The sequence below is a fragment of the Pseudomonas sp. GM80 genome (assembly GCF_000282515.1).
Taxonomy (GTDB): domain Bacteria; phylum Pseudomonadota; class Gammaproteobacteria; order Pseudomonadales; family Pseudomonadaceae; genus Aquipseudomonas.
The window spans coordinates 1-16,302 of sequence record NZ_AKJD01000247.1; the positions used below are offsets into that span (position 1 = coordinate 1).

Sequence of the window (16,302 nt, forward strand, 5' to 3'; positions counted from 1 at the left end):
GGCGGCCGCCGGTGCGCCGGTCAAAGCCGTGACCAACGCTCAACGATCCTTTCTCAGCCTCTTCAAGGATGCGAGGACTGTTGCTGAATTCGTTACTCACGTTTCCGGCCAGAAAGCACCTGATGAAATGCTGATCGGTTTTTTCAAGTCGTTACTTGAGAACTCCGAATCAGGCCGCAGTAAAACCACAGTGCGTTAAAACCCGTTGAACGGCAGCACGGCGGCTATACATTCGATAAATCTTTGGGGTCATACCCTAGTCGCCAACTCACGGCCCGCGTCGCAGCCAACAACCGCTGCGCCGCCGGGCCGTTTTCATCGGCGTGAAACAACGAGGTCGGACCGACAATGGTGACGACCGCTGCGACTTGGCCGACCGCGTTGAACACCGGCGCCGACAACGCATCCACGCCGGGCATCAGCAAACCGTGAACATGATGCAGGCCGCGCTCGCGGATCTGTTCGCACAGGGTTGTGTAAGTCTTTTCGTCTTTGAGCGGGTGATCGGCAACGGCGATTTCCTGCTCGCGCAGATCATCGGTTTCCCGATGCGGCAAAAACGCACTGAACACCAGCCCCGTCGAAGAACTCAGCAATGGCAACACCGAGCCCAACTGCGTCACCACTGTCACGGCACGCACCGCCGGTTCGATGTGCACCACGGTTGCGCCCTGATTGCCCCACACCGCCAAAAAGCAGGTCTCGTTCAGTTCGTCGCGCAGTTCGGCCAACGGCAGGGCGGCGACTTTCAGCACGTCCATACTGTTGAGGGCGGCCAGGCCCACGCGCAACGCTTCGCGACCGAGACCGTAATGGTTAGTGGCGGCGTTCTGCTCGGCAAAACCCGAGGCGATCAACGCCTGCAGATAGCGATGCACCTTGCTCGCCGGCATCTGCACATGTTCGGCCAGGCGCGACAACGAAGTGGACGGCGACAACTCGGCCAGGGCCTTGAGGATGTCGGTGCCGACTTCGGCGGAGCGGACTTTCTGTTTGCCGTTGCTGTCGCTGGTTTTTTCCATGGTGCGGCCGGGTTCCGATACGAATGGGCGTCTTTATAGCTTGACGCTGGATAGCGAGCAAATTACGTTATGCGTAATCGAATTACGATAATAACAACCCCGGCGTGCCGAAACCTCTGAGCCAGAGCGATGGGCCACTGCCGACTCCCTGTTCAGGAGGCTCCATGAACCTCGATTCAACCGCTCAGGCGCTGGCGTATCAGTCCGGTTTCGGCAACGAATTCAGCACTGAAGCATTGCCCGGCGCGCTGCCCGTCGGCCAGAACTCTCCGCAAAAAGCCCCGTACGGCCTCTACACCGAATTGTTTTCCGGCACCGCGTTCACCATGAGTCGCAGCGAAGCGCGGCGTACCTGGATGTACCGGATTCAGCCGTCGGCCAATCACCCGGCCTTCGTCAAACTGGAGCGGCAATTGGCCGGTGGGCCGTTGGGCGAAGTGACGCCCAATCGCCTGCGCTGGAATCCGCTGGAGATCCCGGCCGAGCCGACTGATTTCATCGATGGTCTGGTGAGCATGGTGGCCAACTCCGCTGCCGAAAAACCGTCCGGCATCAGCATTTACAACTACGCCGCCAACCGTTCGATGGAGCGCGTGTTTTTCAACGCCGACGGCGAACTGCTGCTGGTGCCGCAACTCGGTCGTCTGCGCGTTGCCACTGAGTTGGGCGTGCTGGAAGTGGCGCCGCTGGAAATTGTCGTGCTGCCGCGTGGCCTGAAATTCCGCGTTGAACTGCTCGATCCGCAAGCTCGCGGTTACGTCGCCGAGAACCATGGCGCGCCGCTGCGCCTGCCGGACCTGGGGCCGATCGGCAGCAACGGTCTGGCCAATCCGCGCGACTTCCTGACCCCGGTCGCCGCTTACGAAAACCTGCAGCAGCCAACCACGCTGGTGCAGAAATTCCTCGGTCAGTTGTGGGCCACCGAACTCAATCACTCGCCGCTGAACGTGGTCGCCTGGCACGGCAATAACGTGCCGTACAAATACGACCTGCGCCGTTTCAACACCATCGGCACGGTGAGTTTTGATCATCCCGATCCGTCGATCTTCACCGTGCTGACGTCGCCGACCAGCGTGCACGGCCTGGCCAACCTCGACTTCGTGATCTTCCCGCCGCGCTGGATGGTCGCTGAAAACACCTTCCGGCCGCCATGGTTCCACCGCAACCTGATGAACGAATTCATGGGCCTGATCCAGGGCGAATACGACGCCAAGGCTGAAGGCTTTGTGCCGGGCGGCGCGTCGCTGCACAGCTGCATGAGCGCCCACGGCCCGGATGGCGAGACCTGCACCAAAGCGATCAACGCCGAGCTCAAACCGGCGAAAATCGACAACACCATGGCCTTCATGTTCGAGACCAGCCAAGTGCTGCGCCCAAGCCGTTTCGCCCTCGACTGCCCGCAACTGCAATCCACTTACGACGCCTGCTGGGCCACGCTGCCCGCCACGTTCGACCCGACCCGGAGATAACCCATGACGCAGAATTCCATTACCCGCAGCTGGGTCGCTTCGGCCAACGGCCACGCTGATTTCCCGTTGCAGAACTTGCCGCTCGGTGTGTTCAGCATCGACGGTTCGGCGCCGCGCGCGGGCGTGGCGATTGGCGAACACATCTTTGATCTGCAAGTGGCGCTGGAAGCCGGACTGTTCGACGGTACCGCGCGCAGTGCCGTCGAAGCCATGCACGGCGGCCAGTTGAACGCGTTTTTTGAACTCGGTCGCGACGCTCGCGTTGCTTTGCGTGAGCGTTTGCTGGAACTGTTCAGCGAAGGCAGCACGCACCGTGGCAGCATCGAAGCGCAAGGTGCAAAACTGCTGCCACTGGCCGCCGATTGCCAACTGCATCTGCCGGCGCGCATCAGTGATTACACCGACTTCTACGTCGGCATCGAACACGCGCAAAACGTCGGCAAACTGTTCCGTCCGGATAACCCGTTGCTGCCGAACTACAAGCACGTGCCGATCGGTTATCACGGTCGCGCCTCCACCGTACGCGCATCCGGCACTGACGTTCGTCGTCCGAAAGGCCAGACCTTGCCGGCCGGTCAGACTGAGCCGACCTTCGGCCCGTGCGCGCGACTGGATTACGAACTGGAACTGGGCATCTGGATCGGTCAGGGCAACGAGATGGGCGACTCGATCGCCATCGGCGATGCCGCTGATCACATCGCCGGTTTCTGCCTGCTCAACGATTGGTCGGCGCGCGATATCCAGGCGTGGGAATACCAGCCGCTGGGTCCGTTCCTGTCGAAGAGTTTCATCACCAGCGTTTCGCCGTGGGTCGTAACAGCGGAAGCGCTGGCGCCATTCCGCACTGCGCAACCGAAGCGTCCGGAGGGTGATCCGCAGCCGCTGCCGTACCTGTTCGACAAACGCGATCAGGACGGCGGTGCTTTCGACATCGAACTGGAAGTGCTGCTGCTCACCGAAGCCATGCGCGAACAGAACCTGCCAGCCCATCGCCTGACCCTGAGCAACACCCGTTACATGTACTGGACCGTCGCGCAAATGGTCGCGCACCACAGCGTCAACGGTTGCCAGTTGCAGGCCGGTGATCTGTTCGGTTCAGGCACTTTGTCCGGCCCGGAAAACGGTCAGTTCGGCAGCCTGCTGGAAATCACCGAGGGTGGTAAAAAGCCGATCGAACTGGCCTCCGGCGAATTGCACAAATTCCTCGAGGACGGTGACGAAATCATCCTGCGCGCACGTTGTGCTCGTGATGGTTTTGCTTCGATCGGCTTCGGCGAGTGCCGTGGCAAAGTGTTGGCGGCGCGCTGACAGGAGCGGCTCATGGACCTCTATACCTACTACCGATCGACCTCGTCGTACCGCGTGCGGATCGCGTTGGCGTTGAAGGGGCTCGACTATCAGGCACTGCCGGTCAATCTGATCGCACCGGTCGGTGGCGAGCATCGGCAAGCGGCGTATCTGGCGATCAATCCACAGGGCCGGGTGCCGGCCCTGCGCACCGACGACGGCGAGCTGTTGATCCAGTCGCCGGCGATCATCGAGTACCTGGAGGAACGTTATCCACAGGTGCCGCTGTTACCGGAAGACCTCGCGGCCCGCGCCCGTGTGCGCGGCGTGGCGGCGGTGATCGGCTGCGACGTGCATCCGCTGCACAACGTCAGCGTGCTCAATCGTCTGCGTCAGTTGGGGCATGACGAACCGCAGGTGGTGGAGTGGATCAGCCACTGGATCGGCCAAGGCTTGGCAACGGTGGAGGAGTTGATTGGCGACGAGGGCTTCTGTTTCGGCGAGTGGCCGTGTGTGGCGGATGTTTACCTGATTGCGCAGTTGTATGCGGCTGAGCGGTTTAACGTTTCGTTGGAGGCTTACCCAAAAATTCGCCGCGTTGCCGCGCTGGCAGCTGAACATCCGGCGTTCATCAAGGCCCATCCCGCCAACCAACCCGACACCCCGTAACTGATCACTGATAAACCTGTGGGAGCGGGCTTGCCCGCGATAGCGATCGTTCAGACTCAGTTGTATTGAATCTACCGCCGTCATCGCGGGCAAGCCCGCTCCCACAGGGGGCTCGGTTGATGCACCGAAAAATCATAAAAACAAAACAGGTACCTTGCGATGCACAACCAGATTGCCAGCTTCCGTGCGGCACTCGACGCCCGTCCTGTGTCCCGTTATCAGTGGATGCTCTTGATCCTGCTCGCCTTGCTGCTGGTTACCGACGGCTATGACGCCCAGGTGCTCGGCTACGTAGTGCCCGCGCTGGCGCAGGATTGGGGCCTGGAGAAATCTGCGTTCGGGCCAGTGTTCAGCGCCAACCTGCTCGGCCTGACCATAGGTTCTCTGGTGGTAACGCCTTTGGCTGACCGTTTTGGCGTGCGACGGATTCTGCTCGCTTGTGTGCTGATCTACGCCAGCCTCACGGTACTGATGGTGTTTGCCGACTCGTTGAACACGCTGATGATCGCGCGTTTCATCTGCGGCATCGGCATGGGCGGCGCGATGCCCAGCGCCATGGCACTGATGTCGGAATATTCGCCGCCACGCCTGCGCACTTTGATGGTGACACTGGCAGCGTGCGGTTTTTCGTTCGGTGGGGCGGCCGGGGGTTTTGTCGCGGCCGGATTTATCGATCAATTCGGCTGGCAAGCGGTGTTCCTTGCGGGCGGCGTGACGCCATTGCTGCTGTTCCCGTTTCTCTGGTGGATGCTGCCGGAATCTCTACCGCGCTTGCTGCGTGACGCGCCGCCGTATGCACGCCTGCGCAAAGTCAGCGCGCGGATGTTGCCGGACTGGCAACCGCCGCTGGCGAGCGTCGAGCAGAACGAACGCGAGCAGGGCAGCAAACTGACCGTGGTCGAGTTATTCCGCAACGGCTACGCACGGCCCACCTTGCTGATCTGGGCGACGTTTTTTGTCAGCCTGATTCTGCTGTATTTCATGATCAGCTGGTTGCCGACGTTGTTGCTGGAAAGTGGCCTGAAGCTCAACGAAGCCAACCTGGTGACGTCGATGTTTCTGTTCGCCGGTACCTTGGGCGCGATCTGCATGGCCTGGTTCGCCGACCGTTTGAAGCGCAAGGTGCGGCTGTTGTCTGGCGTTTTGGCAGGGGCAGCGTTATGTACGATTCTGCTCGGGCTCAATCACGACAACCCGCGTTATCTGGTGGCCTGCGTATTCGCGGCCGGTTTCTGCATCATCGGCGGGCAACTGACGCTGAATGCGTTCGCCAGTAACTTTTACCCGGCGCACGTGCGCGCCACGGGCACCGGTTGGGCGTTAGGCGTGGGACGTTTTGGTTCGATTCTCGGGCCGCTGTTCGGCAGCCTGTTGCTGGCGATGCACATTCCGGTGGAGCAGATTTTCTTCTTCTGCGCGATCCCGGCGGTGATTGCTGCGTTGCTGATTATTCAGGTGCGCTCGCCTGCCGAGGGTGGTTCGGCGGTTGGTGTTGCGGCGCCTTTTAAATCCTGAAGATCAAAAGATCGCAGCCTTCGGCAGCTCCTACAGGTGATCACATGTAGGAGCTGCCGAAGGCTGCGATCTTGTGCTTTCAATGGACGACGGAATTAGGCGGCAAGTGACTGAGCCGGTCGGTCAGCCGCAGACGCTGGATCGGATCATCACTCAGCAACAACGCACGCTCCAGATCAAAGCGTTCCGCATTCGGGCAATCCAGCCGCTGATACAAACTGGCCCGCGCCAGATAATCAGCGGCAGCGGCATCGCCCAGTTCGAGCACCCGTTCAGCGTCGATCAGCGAGGCAATGAAGTCGTCATGCGTCAGGTGCAACTGGCGCAAGTTGCGCGACAGGCGCTGGAGCATCTGCACCGGCGTGGCGGTCAACAGTTGCTCGGCGCTGATTTTCATGTTCGGCCCGTATTGGCGCTGCAACAGTTCGCGACAATCATTTGGATACAGGCGTCGACCGCCGCAGGGATCGAGCAAGTGATCCGCGCCGGGTACGCGCAATAAAAAGTGCCCGGGGAAATTGACGCCGACCAGTGGAATCTCCAGACCGCGTGCCAGCTCAAGGGCAATCAACGCCAGCGCCAGGGGCTGACCGCGCCGTGTCTGCAAGACTTTCGGCAGCAACGCTGCCTGCGGGCGCAGCGGCAAGAAGTCGTCCTGGGCGAATCCCAGTTCAATCATGCGCCGCAGCAGCGGCTGCGCCAGTTCGCTGACCGGTAGCATGGGCAGACCGTAGCTGACCTTTTGTTGCAGCTCTTTGAAATCGAGCAAGAGTGCGGCGGGATCGACGGCTTTATCGTGCTCGGCCGCGATCCACAGCGCGGCTTCGAACAGCGCGGGCGGTGAGCGGTGCAGACAGTCGAAAAAGCGTTGGCGCGGACTCATCGAAATCTCCCTCGAATGCCTCGTTTTAGCCCCGTCAGTGCTATTCGTCCAGTGGCGGATTTTGCAGCGATGGAGTTATGCCGCAAAACATCTGTCTTCGAGGCCGCTTATTCCGGTGCGCTCCAGCAATTTTCAGGCGCAGGCCTATACTGGCGTTCTACAAGAAGTGATTCGGGAGCCCAACGATGTTTGCGCTCATGCAAAGCACTCGCCTGGAATCGCTGCACCTTAGCGTTGACCCGGTGTCCGGGTTGAAGGCGGTCATTGCCATCCACAACAGTCGCCTCGGGCCAGCCTTGGGCGGATGTCGTTACCTTGCCTACCCCAATGACGAATCGGCCGTCGAAGACGCCATTCGCCTCGCCCAAGGCATGAGCTACAAGGCCGCGCTGGCGGGGCTGGAGCAGGGCGGCGGCGTCGCCGTGATCGTGCGCCCGGTCCATGTGGAAAATCGAGGCGCATTGTTCGAAGCCTTTGGCCGTTGCATCGATCAGCTCGACGGTCGTTACATCACCGCCATCGACAGCGGTACCTCAGTGGCCGACATGGACTGCATCGCCCAGCAAACCCAGCATGTCACCAGCACCACCTCGGCGGGCGACCCGGCGCCGCATGCGGCGATGGGCGTGTTCACCGGTATCCGCGCGACAGCCATGGCCCGTTTGGGCAGCGACAACCTGGAAGGCCTGCGCGTAGCGATTCAGGGGCTGGGCAATGTCGGTTTTGCCTTGGCCGAGCAGCTGCACGCGGCGGGCGCCGAACTGCTGGTCAGCGACATCGACCACGGCAAGGTGCAACTGGCGATGGAACAGCTCAACGCCCACCCGATTGCCAACGATGCGCTGCTCAGCACGCCTTGCGACATTCTGGCGCCGTGTGGTCTGGGCGGCGTGTTGAACAGCCATAGCGTCACGCAGCTGCGTTGTTCGGCGGTGGCGGGGTCGGCGAATAATCAGCTCACGCACCTGGACGTCGCCGATCAGCTGGAGAGGCGCGGAATTCTGTATGCGCCGGATTATGTGATCAATGCCGGTGGGCTGATTTATGTGTCGTTGAAACATCGTGGCGAGGAATTGCCAACGATAACCGCGCATCTGTCGAAGATCAGTTCGCGGTTGACCGAGGTGTTCGCCCATGCGCAGGCGGAGAAGCGTTCGCCGGCGCGGGTGGCGGATGAGTTGGCGGAGAAAGTTTTGTATCGCTGAAACGCAAAAGATCGCAGCCTTCGGCAGCTCCTACATTTGGAATATTTATCCCTGTAGGAGCTGCCGAAGGCTCGGGCCGCGATCGGACGATCTTTTGATGTGGCGCTGATTACTTCGGCGCTTTTGCCGCTTTAGCAGGCTTGGCCGGCGCTTCAGCTGCTTCCACCACCTCAGTTTGTTCAGCAGCCTCGGCCGGAGCGTTGAGTAGCTCGGACAATGCGTCTGGCTGGCTCTTGAACGCTCGGGCAAACACATCGCGGTTTTTCGCCATGTAGATCCCGGCTTCTTCCACTTGCTGTTCAGTCAGGGACGGAACGGCTTTTTGCAACACATCGGCCAGATATTCGGCCAGTTCGAGCATTTTGTCATGACGGTCAGCTTCGGCTTTATCCATGAACAAGCGCTCCAGATCTCGGCTGCTGCGGTATACCACTTCGACGGCCATTCACCACCTCACATGCCTTCACATTAAGTTGTCTTGACGACTACTGTATCCATATACAGCGAAAAGGATAAGCGAATCCCTGCGCCATGGGTAGTGGCTTTTTAATGTAGACCGGATTTCGGCTTTGCGAGGGGTCGTGCTGGGGACATCGCGGGCAGGCTCACACCTGCAGGAGCGGGGCGTGGTGCGACCAAACGCCACGGCGCGGGTTTGGCGGCGGCTCGCCATGATGGCGTGGCCTCTTTTCTGCATGAAAACAGTTACGTGCAGAAAACCGTCACGTCCAACACGCATCATCCGCTCGCATCGGGCTAAGGAACATCATCGTGAAAATAAACTGGGCCGAGAAACTGCGGCAAAACGTGCATCAACTGGCCGAGTCCCTGGGCAACCTGTTCGTCGAAACCTTCCACTATCTGGCGCTGTTTGCCATCGGTGCGGTGACGGCATACGCGGCGGTGATGGAATTTCTCGGGATGCTCGAGGAAGGCCACATCAAGATCGATGACATTCTGTTGCTGTTCATCTATCTCGAATTGGGGGCGATGGTCGGGATTTACTTCAAGACCAATCACATGCCAGTGCGCTTCCTGATCTACGTGGCGATCACCGCGCTGACGCGCCTGCTGATCTCCAACGTCTCGCACCACAACCCGCCGGACATGGGCATCATCTACCTGTGCGGCGGGATTCTGCTGCTGGCGTTGTCGATTCTGGTGGTGCGTTACGCCTCGTCACAATTTCCTTCGGTGAAGATCGAGAAACCGCAGCGCACCCTCGGTACAGGTTCCAGCGAACATCCTGAAGTGGAGAAGGGCGAGCTTTAAAGCCCGGCGGCTGGTCGGGGCTGGCCGTTGATACGTGGCGGTGGCGGGGTCAGCCCGTCGCCGCTGGTCATCGCTTCGAGAATCGCCATGGCGCTGTGGCCCTGTTCGATGGCGATACCGAATTGAATGCTTTGCACCAGCCGTTTGAGCCGCGCCGGATCGTTGCGCTGTTCGGCACTGATCATGCGCTTGGCGACGATATGGCCGCTGTTGGACAGGGTCAGCATGATGCTGCCGTCCAGGCCCTGAATGCTCAGGTTGATCTGATAGTCCGGCGCAAAGGCATCGGTAATGATTTGAAAAGGGTTGTCCATGATGCGTCACCGCCTGATTGAACGTGCAGTTGTTGACCGGCCGTGATCGGGTTGGTTCGCCAAACCGGATCACCGGCCATTCCGTGTCCTGTCCTGGTTACTCACGTAGGAGCTGCCGAAGGCTGCGATCTTTTGATCTTCAATGTTTTGATTTCGGTCATGAAGGTCAAAAGATCGCAGCCTCGTTTCACTCGACAGCTCCTACAGGGGGAGTTTGCAAGGGCTGTGCCGGGAAAATTGTCGAACAATGAACACGGGCATAAAAAAGGCGAGCCGCTTGGCTCGCCTTTTTTTATGGCGCGTTTTCAGGGCAGAACCGAGTAGATGATCGCTGACAGTGCAATCAGGCCGATCAACACCACAAACACGTTGGATGCCTGGCCCGAATACTGGCGCAAGGCTGGTACACGGCGGATGGCGTACATCGGCATCAGGAACAACAGGCAGGCAATCACCGGCCCGCCGAGGGTTTCGATCATCCCCAGAATGCTTGGGTTGAAGGTCGCCACGGCCCAGCAGCTGAGGATCATGAACACGGCGGTCGCGCGATTCAGCCAGCTCGCCGACATCACCCGGCCACGGCTGCGCAGGCTTTTCACGATCATGCCCTGGAAGCCTTCGCTGGCGCCGATGTAGTGGCCGAGGAAGGATTTGGTGATCGCCACCAGCGCAATCAACGGCGCGGCGTAAGCGATGACCGGGGTCTGGAAGTGGTTGGCCAGGTACGACAGGATCGAAATGTTCTGCGCCTTCGCCGCTGCCAGATCCGCCGGCGACAACGCCAGCACACAGCTGAAGCAGAAGAACATCACCGTAACGACCATCATGCCGTGGGCCATGGCGAGGATGCCGCTGCTCTTGCGTTCGGCCTGCTCACCGTAGCGCTGCTTCTGATCAACCGCGAACGCCGAGATGATCGGCGAATGGTTGAACGAGAACACCATCACCGGAATCGCCAGCCACATGGTTTTGAAGAACACCGACATCGGCATCGCTTCCTGAGCGCTGGCGAAGAACGCGCCGTTCCAGTTCGGGATCAGGCTAAGGGCAAGCAGCAACAAGGCTGCGACAAACGGATAAACCAGCACGCTCATGGCTTTGACGATCACCGTCTGGCCGCAACGGACAATCGCCATCAGACCGAGGATCAGCGCCAGCGAGAGGATCGCCCGTGGCGGCGGGGCGATGTGCAGCTGGTGTTCGAGAAAGCTGCTCAGGGTGTTGGTCAGCGCCACGCTGTACACCAGCAGGATCGGGAAGATCGCAAAGAAATACAGCAGCGTGATCAGCTTGCCGGCGCCGACGCCGAAGTGTTCTTCCACCACTTCGGTGATGTTCCCGGAACGCCCGGACAAGACGAAACGGGTCAGGCCCCGGTGCGCAAAAAACGTCATCGGGAAGGCCAGTACCGCCAGAATCAGCAACGGCCAGAAACCGCCGACACCGGCGTTGATTGGCAGGAACAAGGTACCGGCACCGATGGCCGTGCCGTACAGGCCCAGCATCCAGGTGGTGTCGGACTTGCTCCAGCCCTTGTGGGCCGTTTCTGTTTTGCTTGTGCGGTCTACAGCGGGATTTTCGGCAGCAGGTGTACGTACATCGGTCATCGGTATCGCCTCGTTATTATTCTTGCTCGGGCTCACGGTTGGCAGACCGTCGAATGCGGTCTGCCGGGGCGGTCAGGGAATGCGCCTCAGCACTCCACCCAGCTCACGGCCAGGCCACCCCGTGAAGTCTCTTTGTATTTGTCATGCATGTCGGCGCCGGTATCGCGCATGGTGCGGATCACCCGGTCGAGGGAAATGAAGTGGTTGCCGTCGCCGCGCAGGGCCATTTGCGTGGCGTTGATCGCCTTCACGGCGGCGATCGCATTGCGTTCAATACACGGCACCTGCACCAGGCCGCCGACCGGGTCGCAGGTCAGGCCGAGGTTATGTTCCAGGCCAATTTCTGCGGCGTTTTCCAGTTGCTCGGGGGTCGCGCCGAGCACATCGGCAAGGCCGGCTGCGGCCATGGCGCACGCCGAACCGACTTCGCCCTGACAGCCAACTTCGGCGCCGGAGATCGAGGCATTTTTCTTACACAGAATGCCGACCGCAGCCGCACCGAGAAAGAAAGCGACCACGTCATCGTCAGACGCATCCGGGTTGAATTTCATGTAGTAGTGCAGAACCGCCGGGATGATCCCGGCTGCACCATTGGTCGGCGCGGTGACCATGCGCCCGCCGGCAGCGTTCTCTTCGTTGACGGCGAGGGCGAACAGATTGACCCATTCCATCGCCGACAGTGTTGAACTGATCACGTTCGGCTTGCCTATTTCCAACAGGCTGCGGTGCAATTTCGCCGCACGGCGCGGCACATTCAGACCGCCGGGCAGGATGCCTTCGTGGCGCAAACCCTGTTCGACGCACTCGCGCATCACCGACCAGATGTGCAGCAGGCCCTGGCGGATTTCGGCGTCGCTGCGCCAGGCGCGTTCGTTGGCCATCATCAGTTCGGACACGCGCAGGTTGTTCTTCTTGCACAGTGCCAGCAGTTCGGCAGCGCTGGAAAAGTCGTACGGCAACACCACGTCGCCAGCCGGCGCTACACCGGACTCGGCTTCGGCCGCTTCGATGATGAAACCGCCGCCCACCGAGTAGTACGTCTGCTTGAACAGCTCGGCCGTTTCGCCAAAGGCTGTCAGCGACATGGCGTTGGGGTGGTAGGGCAGGCTCTCGTCCAGCAGCAGGAGATCGCGCTGCCAGTTGAAGGCAATTTCTCTTTGCCCGGCGAGGGACAGTTGGCCTGTCTCGCGCAATTGCTGAATGCGTGGATCGATGGTCGACGGATCGATGCTGTCCGGCCATTCGCCCATCAGGCCCATGACGGTTGCGCGGTCGGTGGCGTGACCGACGCCGGTGGCCGACAACGAGCCGTACAGGCGGATCTCTACACGGCGCACATCGTTGAGCACACACTGGTCGATCAACGCCTGAGCGAAGGTCGCAGCCGCCCGCATCGGGCCGACGGTATGGGAGCTGGACGGGCCGATGCCGACTTTGAATAGATCGAAAACACTGATAGCCATGCTAAACCCTTACAAGCAATGGAGTGGGAATCGCTGCCATTTTTTGTAGGACAAGCGCAATGTCGGCGATACTGCCTACCTCAGTCCTACGTGACTAACGAAACTTCCTAAGTAAGCCTTTAGCAGGACTAAACAATGAGTCGTCAATTGCATGCGCAGACCTACGTCTGGCTACAGGTGTTTTCCTGTGCCGCGCGGCATCTGTCGTTCACCCGATGTGCCGAAGAGCTGCACATCACCCCCGGCGCGGTCAGCCAGCAAATTCGCCAACTGGAGGAGCGCCTGGGATTTCGCCTGTTTCATCGGCGTGCGCGCGGTGTGGAATTGAGTGCAGAAGGGCAGCGGCTGGCCATTACCGTCAATGAAGCGTATGGCAGCATCGATGCGGAATTGCGTCGGCTCGATGCCGGGATGATCAGCGGAATCTTGCGTGTGCGCTCGATTCCGTCTTTTCTCAGCAAGTGGCTGACGCCGCGCCTGCCACGTTTGCAACAGCGCTATCCGGACATTCAGCTACGGCTGGTTGCCGAAGACAGCAGCGTGCCGTTGCACGAGGGTGACTTTGATCTGGCGATCGATCTGAACGACGGTAGTTATCCGGGATTGTTATCCACAGCCTTGCTCGACGAGCAGATTTTCCCGGTGTGTGCGCCGAGCCTGTTGCGCGGGCGACCGCCGCTGCACGGGCCGGCGGATCTGGTGCATTTTCCGTTGCTGCACGACATCACCGCCTGGCGCGGCAGTTATGAATACGCGGAGTGGGAGTTTTATTTGAATGCGATCGGCTTTGAAGGTGCCGATGTAAGGCGCGGGCACACCTTCAACCGCAATCACCTGACCATTGAAGCGGCGATTGCCGGCATGGGCGTGGCGATTGCCCGGCGCACATTGCTTAACGATGAACTGGAGCGCGGCACGCTGATTGTGCCGTTCGGCCTGTCGGTGCCTAACCATAAACGCTATGTGTTGCTGTACGCGCCAGGGGCGTTGAGCCATCCGGGCGTGCGTGCGGTACATGATTGGCTGGTCGAAGAAGCGGGGATATTTCGCAGTCTGCACCCGTTGAACGACGGGCAATTGTGAGCAAATTTTGCAGGATGACGGGGCGACCCAACTCCCGACCTTACCAGCGCTTTGCTCGGTTGTCCGGCTTTTTTTGCGAATGAATATTTATCTTTTTTCAGGGGTTGAAATGTTCGCCGGTCGGGCCGATTGTTGTAACCAAGGGGTCAGGAAATTCAATTCAAGGCCCCTCGCGAGCTAGCTGAAATAAGGGATGAACTATGCAAATCCAAGTCAACAGCGATAACCATATTCAAAGTAGTCAACGACTGGAGGAGTGGGTACGTACAACCATTGAGAGCACGCTCGAACGTTATGAAGAAGACCTGACCCGTGTCGAAGTCCACCTGAGCGACGAGAACGGTGACAAACCAGGTCCGCATGACATGCGCTGCCAACTGGAAGCGCGGCCAAAAGGCCATCAACCGATTTCCGTGACCCATAAAGCCGATTCGCTGGAACAGGCGATCGACGGCGCTGCCGAAAAACTCGAGCATGCTTTGGAGCACCTCTTCGGCAAACTGCGAGGTAAACCACGCGCCGCTGTAGTGCCATTCAGTGGCAAGGCCAACGACAAGCTGTTGGCGGAAGAGTTTGATGAGAATGAACAGGCAGCGATCAACAGTTGATGCGCTGATTTTATAAGCCACCCGATGAGAACGGGCCTGCGAAAGCAGGCCCGTTTTTGTTTGTGCAAGATGATTTCAAGTTGATATCAAATAAACGAATCACCGCATTTGTATCAGCGTGATTACACGATTGTTTTGGTTTTCCCGCGCGTCAGTTCGTTTCAAATACTAGTTCGGTCAAGTTTATCGAGAAGTTGTACAAATCAAGGATGATTGTAATGGAGTTTGTTCTGGCCCCTTTTCCACGGTTTATTCTTTCGGCATTGGCCGGGGCAGCGATCGGCATGTTCAGCGCCCAGGTTCAAAGCTGCCCGATTGATATCAGGGAACTGACCATTACGCAGATTCAACAAGGTTTCGAGGACGGGCGCTACACGTCGGAGCAACTGACAAAAGCCTTCCTGTCTCGCATTGATCAATACAATCCCTATTACAACGCCTTTACCGTGATGAACTCGAAGGCGCTGGATGAAGCGCGTGATATTGATCGGCGGCGCAAGTCCGGAGAGAAACTTGCGCAGATGGCGGGCGTTCCTGTGGTCGTGAAGGACACTATGGACATGGCTGGATTTGCCTCCACCGCCGGTTATGCCCCTCTCTCCTCCAAAGCCGGTGGCATCGACCTGATTCCGGAAAAAGATTCTGCCGTGGTTCAACGACTGCGGGCTGCCGGCGCGATCATTCTGGCGAAAACCAACGTGCCGGTATTTTCTGGAAGCCCTGCCAACGCCAATGACAGCTGGGCGGGCGTGACGTATAACGCGCTCAATCGCGCGTGGTTGCCGGGTGGCTCTTCGGCAGGCTCTGCCACCGCTGTCGCGGCGAACTTTGCCGTGGTCGGGCTGGCCGAGGAAACCGGCGGATCGATTCAAAATCCGGCAGCAGCGCAGAGTCTTGTCGGGATCAAACCGACGTTCGGTTTGATTCCAAATTCTGGCGTGATTCCGCAAGCGGGTTCAACCCGCGATGTTGTCGGACCCATCGCCCGCACCGTGCAAGACGCGGCCATTACTTTGGACGTATTGGCCGGTTACACCCTGGACGATCCTAAAACCACCGCGGCCTTTGGCAATATCCCGCAGACGGGGTATGCGACCGATTTGCGTCCGGGCGAACTCAACGGCAAGCGTATCGGATTATTCGGCGCGGGCTGGAACAAGGCGTTTGCCACTTTACCGGCAGAAACAAAAACACAGTATCGCAAGGCGATAAGTCAGCTTCAGAAGCTCGGCGCTGTGGTGATTGACGACCCGTTCAGCGGGTCCGGCCTGGTTGACCTGGCGCCGGTTGACGGCAGTTATGACGCGCGCGGATCGGATGCCCATGCGTATGATCTTGATCGTTATCTGCGCAAGCTGGGTGCCAGTGCAGAGGTTCATTCGCTTGAGCAATTGCAGGAGCGAATCGGCGTAAAGCTGTTTGAATCCGATGGCCCGCTTGAGTACTACGTGACGCAGTTGCCCGTGCTGGCGCGGTCATACCAGACACCGGCCATCGCTCCCGACCTGTCCGAGTTTGCCGATCTTCGCGAGCACTATTTGCGCATCATCAACCGGGTCATGCGTGAGCATCAGCTCGATGCGCTGGTATTCCCGCAAATGTTCGAGCCCGTGGGTGATGTATATGGGGGATTCATGGACGCGACGACCTCTTCGATCATCAATATTGCCGGCATTCCCGGTGTGGTGGTGCCCAGTGGTGCGTACCCCGGAGGACAGCCGTTTTCGCTGATCTTCGTCGGTCGCATGTGGAGCGAGCGCGAGCTGATCGGCTACGCCTATGACTATGAACAATTCGTCAAAGGCCGACTGGTTGCAGGTGATCTGCAAACGACGCCCGGGCCCAAACCTGAATCCTGAATCCTAAGGTGTGCCGTCGAACTCGGCCCATTGCACCGGGCACGGG

The 16,302-nt window shown here is 59.4% G+C and carries 15 protein-coding genes and 1 pseudogene; 10 read left to right on the forward strand and 6 right to left on the reverse strand.

Features of this window, described 5'->3' with window-relative positions; translation table 11 throughout:
• On the forward strand, window positions 1–199 hold a 199-nt coding region (locus PMI37_RS28065), incomplete at its 5' end, for a hypothetical protein (protein WP_008087756.1).
• 25 nt (window positions 200–224) lie between these two features.
• Here the strand turns inward: PMI37_RS28065 and PMI37_RS28070 are convergent.
• Window positions 225–1,022: an IclR family transcriptional regulator gene (locus PMI37_RS28070; protein ID WP_008087759.1), complete on the reverse strand. Its 798-nt coding sequence runs from the start codon at window positions 1,020–1,022 to the stop codon at window positions 225–227.
• A gap of 164 nt (window positions 1,023–1,186) precedes the next feature.
• Between PMI37_RS28070 and hmgA the strand changes: the two genes are divergently transcribed.
• From hmgA to PMI37_RS28090, 4 genes are all read left to right on the forward strand, one after another.
• Complete coding sequence (gene hmgA / locus PMI37_RS28075; protein WP_008087761.1) at window positions 1,187–2,491, forward strand: homogentisate 1,2-dioxygenase; 1,305 nt, start codon at window positions 1,187–1,189, stop codon at window positions 2,489–2,491.
• Window positions 2,492–2,494: 3 nt separating this feature from the next.
• Window positions 2,495–3,799: a fumarylacetoacetase gene (gene fahA / locus PMI37_RS28080; RefSeq protein ID WP_008087763.1), complete on the forward strand. Its 1,305-nt coding sequence runs from the start codon at window positions 2,495–2,497 to the stop codon at window positions 3,797–3,799.
• 12 nt (window positions 3,800–3,811) lie between these two features.
• On the forward strand, window positions 3,812–4,447 hold the full coding sequence (gene maiA, locus PMI37_RS28085; RefSeq protein WP_008087766.1) for a maleylacetoacetate isomerase: 636 nt from the start codon (window positions 3,812–3,814) through the stop codon (window positions 4,445–4,447).
• Between the two features lie 159 nt (window positions 4,448–4,606).
• A complete protein-coding gene (locus tag PMI37_RS28090; RefSeq protein WP_008087768.1) occupies window positions 4,607–5,962 on the forward strand; it encodes an MFS transporter in 1,356 nt (451 codons plus the stop codon).
• Between the two features lie 79 nt (window positions 5,963–6,041).
• Here the strand turns inward: PMI37_RS28090 and PMI37_RS28095 are convergent, their stop codons facing one another.
• Window positions 6,042–6,845: a transglutaminase family protein gene (locus tag PMI37_RS28095; RefSeq protein ID WP_008087769.1), complete on the reverse strand. Its 804-nt coding sequence runs from the start codon at window positions 6,843–6,845 to the stop codon at window positions 6,042–6,044.
• A gap of 185 nt (window positions 6,846–7,030) precedes the next feature.
• Between PMI37_RS28095 and PMI37_RS28100 the strand changes: the two genes are divergently transcribed.
• On the forward strand, window positions 7,031–8,050 hold the full coding sequence (locus tag PMI37_RS28100; RefSeq protein ID WP_008087772.1) for a Glu/Leu/Phe/Val dehydrogenase family protein: 1,020 nt from the start codon (window positions 7,031–7,033) through the stop codon (window positions 8,048–8,050).
• A gap of 190 nt (window positions 8,051–8,240) precedes the next feature.
• On the opposite strand, the pseudogene PMI37_RS28105 reads toward PMI37_RS28100, so the two are convergent.
• A pseudogene (locus tag PMI37_RS28105) lies at window positions 8,241–8,495 on the reverse strand (YebG family protein); the annotation flags it as partial.
• 326 nt (window positions 8,496–8,821) lie between these two features.
• Here PMI37_RS28105 and PMI37_RS28110 point away from each other — a divergent pair.
• Window positions 8,822–9,322 (forward strand): phosphate-starvation-inducible protein PsiE, encoded by a 501-nt coding sequence (locus PMI37_RS28110; RefSeq protein WP_008087776.1) that lies wholly within the window; start codon window positions 8,822–8,824, stop codon window positions 9,320–9,322.
• Here PMI37_RS28110 and PMI37_RS28115 read toward each other — a convergent pair.
• From PMI37_RS28115 to PMI37_RS28125, 3 genes are all read right to left on the reverse strand, one after another.
• The gene (locus PMI37_RS28115; RefSeq protein WP_008087777.1) at window positions 9,319–9,636 is read right to left on the reverse strand and encodes a DUF3509 domain-containing protein; all 318 of its coding nucleotides are present in this window, start codon (window positions 9,634–9,636) and stop codon (window positions 9,319–9,321) included. The genes PMI37_RS28110 and PMI37_RS28115 overlap by 4 nt on opposite strands.
• A gap of 305 nt (window positions 9,637–9,941) precedes the next feature.
• On the reverse strand, window positions 9,942–11,243 hold the full coding sequence (locus PMI37_RS28120; RefSeq protein ID WP_008087778.1) for a serine/threonine transporter: 1,302 nt from the start codon (window positions 11,241–11,243) through the stop codon (window positions 9,942–9,944).
• Between the two features lie 86 nt (window positions 11,244–11,329).
• Window positions 11,330–12,706 (reverse strand): L-serine ammonia-lyase, encoded by a 1,377-nt coding sequence (locus PMI37_RS28125; RefSeq protein ID WP_008087780.1) that lies wholly within the window; start codon window positions 12,704–12,706, stop codon window positions 11,330–11,332.
• A gap of 135 nt (window positions 12,707–12,841) precedes the next feature.
• On the opposite strand from PMI37_RS28125, the gene PMI37_RS28130 reads away from it, so the two are divergent.
• From PMI37_RS28130 to PMI37_RS28140, 3 genes are all read left to right on the forward strand, one after another.
• On the forward strand, window positions 12,842–13,789 hold the full coding sequence (locus PMI37_RS28130) for a LysR substrate-binding domain-containing protein (protein WP_007914183.1): 948 nt from the start codon (window positions 12,842–12,844) through the stop codon (window positions 13,787–13,789).
• A gap of 200 nt (window positions 13,790–13,989) precedes the next feature.
• Window positions 13,990–14,397 (forward strand): HPF/RaiA family ribosome-associated protein, encoded by a 408-nt coding sequence (locus tag PMI37_RS28135; RefSeq protein WP_008087781.1) that lies wholly within the window; start codon window positions 13,990–13,992, stop codon window positions 14,395–14,397.
• A 218-nt stretch (window positions 14,398–14,615) separates the two neighbouring features.
• A complete protein-coding gene (locus tag PMI37_RS28140) occupies window positions 14,616–16,256 on the forward strand; it encodes an amidase (RefSeq protein WP_008087782.1) in 1,641 nt (546 codons plus the stop codon).
• The last annotated feature ends 46 nt before the right edge of the window (window positions 16,257–16,302 follow it).

Coding starts and splice junctions, on each gene's coding strand:
- PMI37_RS28070 (WP_008087759.1), bottom strand. CDS start 1,022: ATGGAAAAAACCAGCGACAGCAACGGCAAACAGAAAGTCCGCTCCGCC.
- hmgA (WP_008087761.1), top strand. CDS start 1,187: ATGAACCTCGATTCAACCGCTCAGGCGCTGGCGTATCAGTCCGGTTTC.
- fahA (WP_008087763.1), top strand. CDS start 2,495: ATGACGCAGAATTCCATTACCCGCAGCTGGGTCGCTTCGGCCAACGGC.
- maiA (WP_008087766.1), top strand. CDS start 3,812: ATGGACCTCTATACCTACTACCGATCGACCTCGTCGTACCGCGTGCGG.
- PMI37_RS28090 (WP_008087768.1), top strand. CDS start 4,607: ATGCACAACCAGATTGCCAGCTTCCGTGCGGCACTCGACGCCCGTCCT.
- PMI37_RS28095 (WP_008087769.1), bottom strand. CDS start 6,845: ATGAGTCCGCGCCAACGCTTTTTCGACTGTCTGCACCGCTCACCGCCC.
- PMI37_RS28100 (WP_008087772.1), top strand. CDS start 7,031: ATGTTTGCGCTCATGCAAAGCACTCGCCTGGAATCGCTGCACCTTAGC.
- PMI37_RS28115 (WP_008087777.1), bottom strand. CDS start 9,636: ATGGACAACCCTTTTCAAATCATTACCGATGCCTTTGCGCCGGACTAT.
- PMI37_RS28120 (WP_008087778.1), bottom strand. CDS start 11,243: ATGACCGATGTACGTACACCTGCTGCCGAAAATCCCGCTGTAGACCGC.
- PMI37_RS28125 (WP_008087780.1), bottom strand. CDS start 12,706: ATGGCTATCAGTGTTTTCGATCTATTCAAAGTCGGCATCGGCCCGTCC.
- PMI37_RS28130 (WP_007914183.1), top strand. CDS start 12,842: ATGAGTCGTCAATTGCATGCGCAGACCTACGTCTGGCTACAGGTGTTT.
- PMI37_RS28135 (WP_008087781.1), top strand. CDS start 13,990: ATGCAAATCCAAGTCAACAGCGATAACCATATTCAAAGTAGTCAACGA.
- PMI37_RS28140 (WP_008087782.1), top strand. CDS start 14,616: ATGGAGTTTGTTCTGGCCCCTTTTCCACGGTTTATTCTTTCGGCATTG.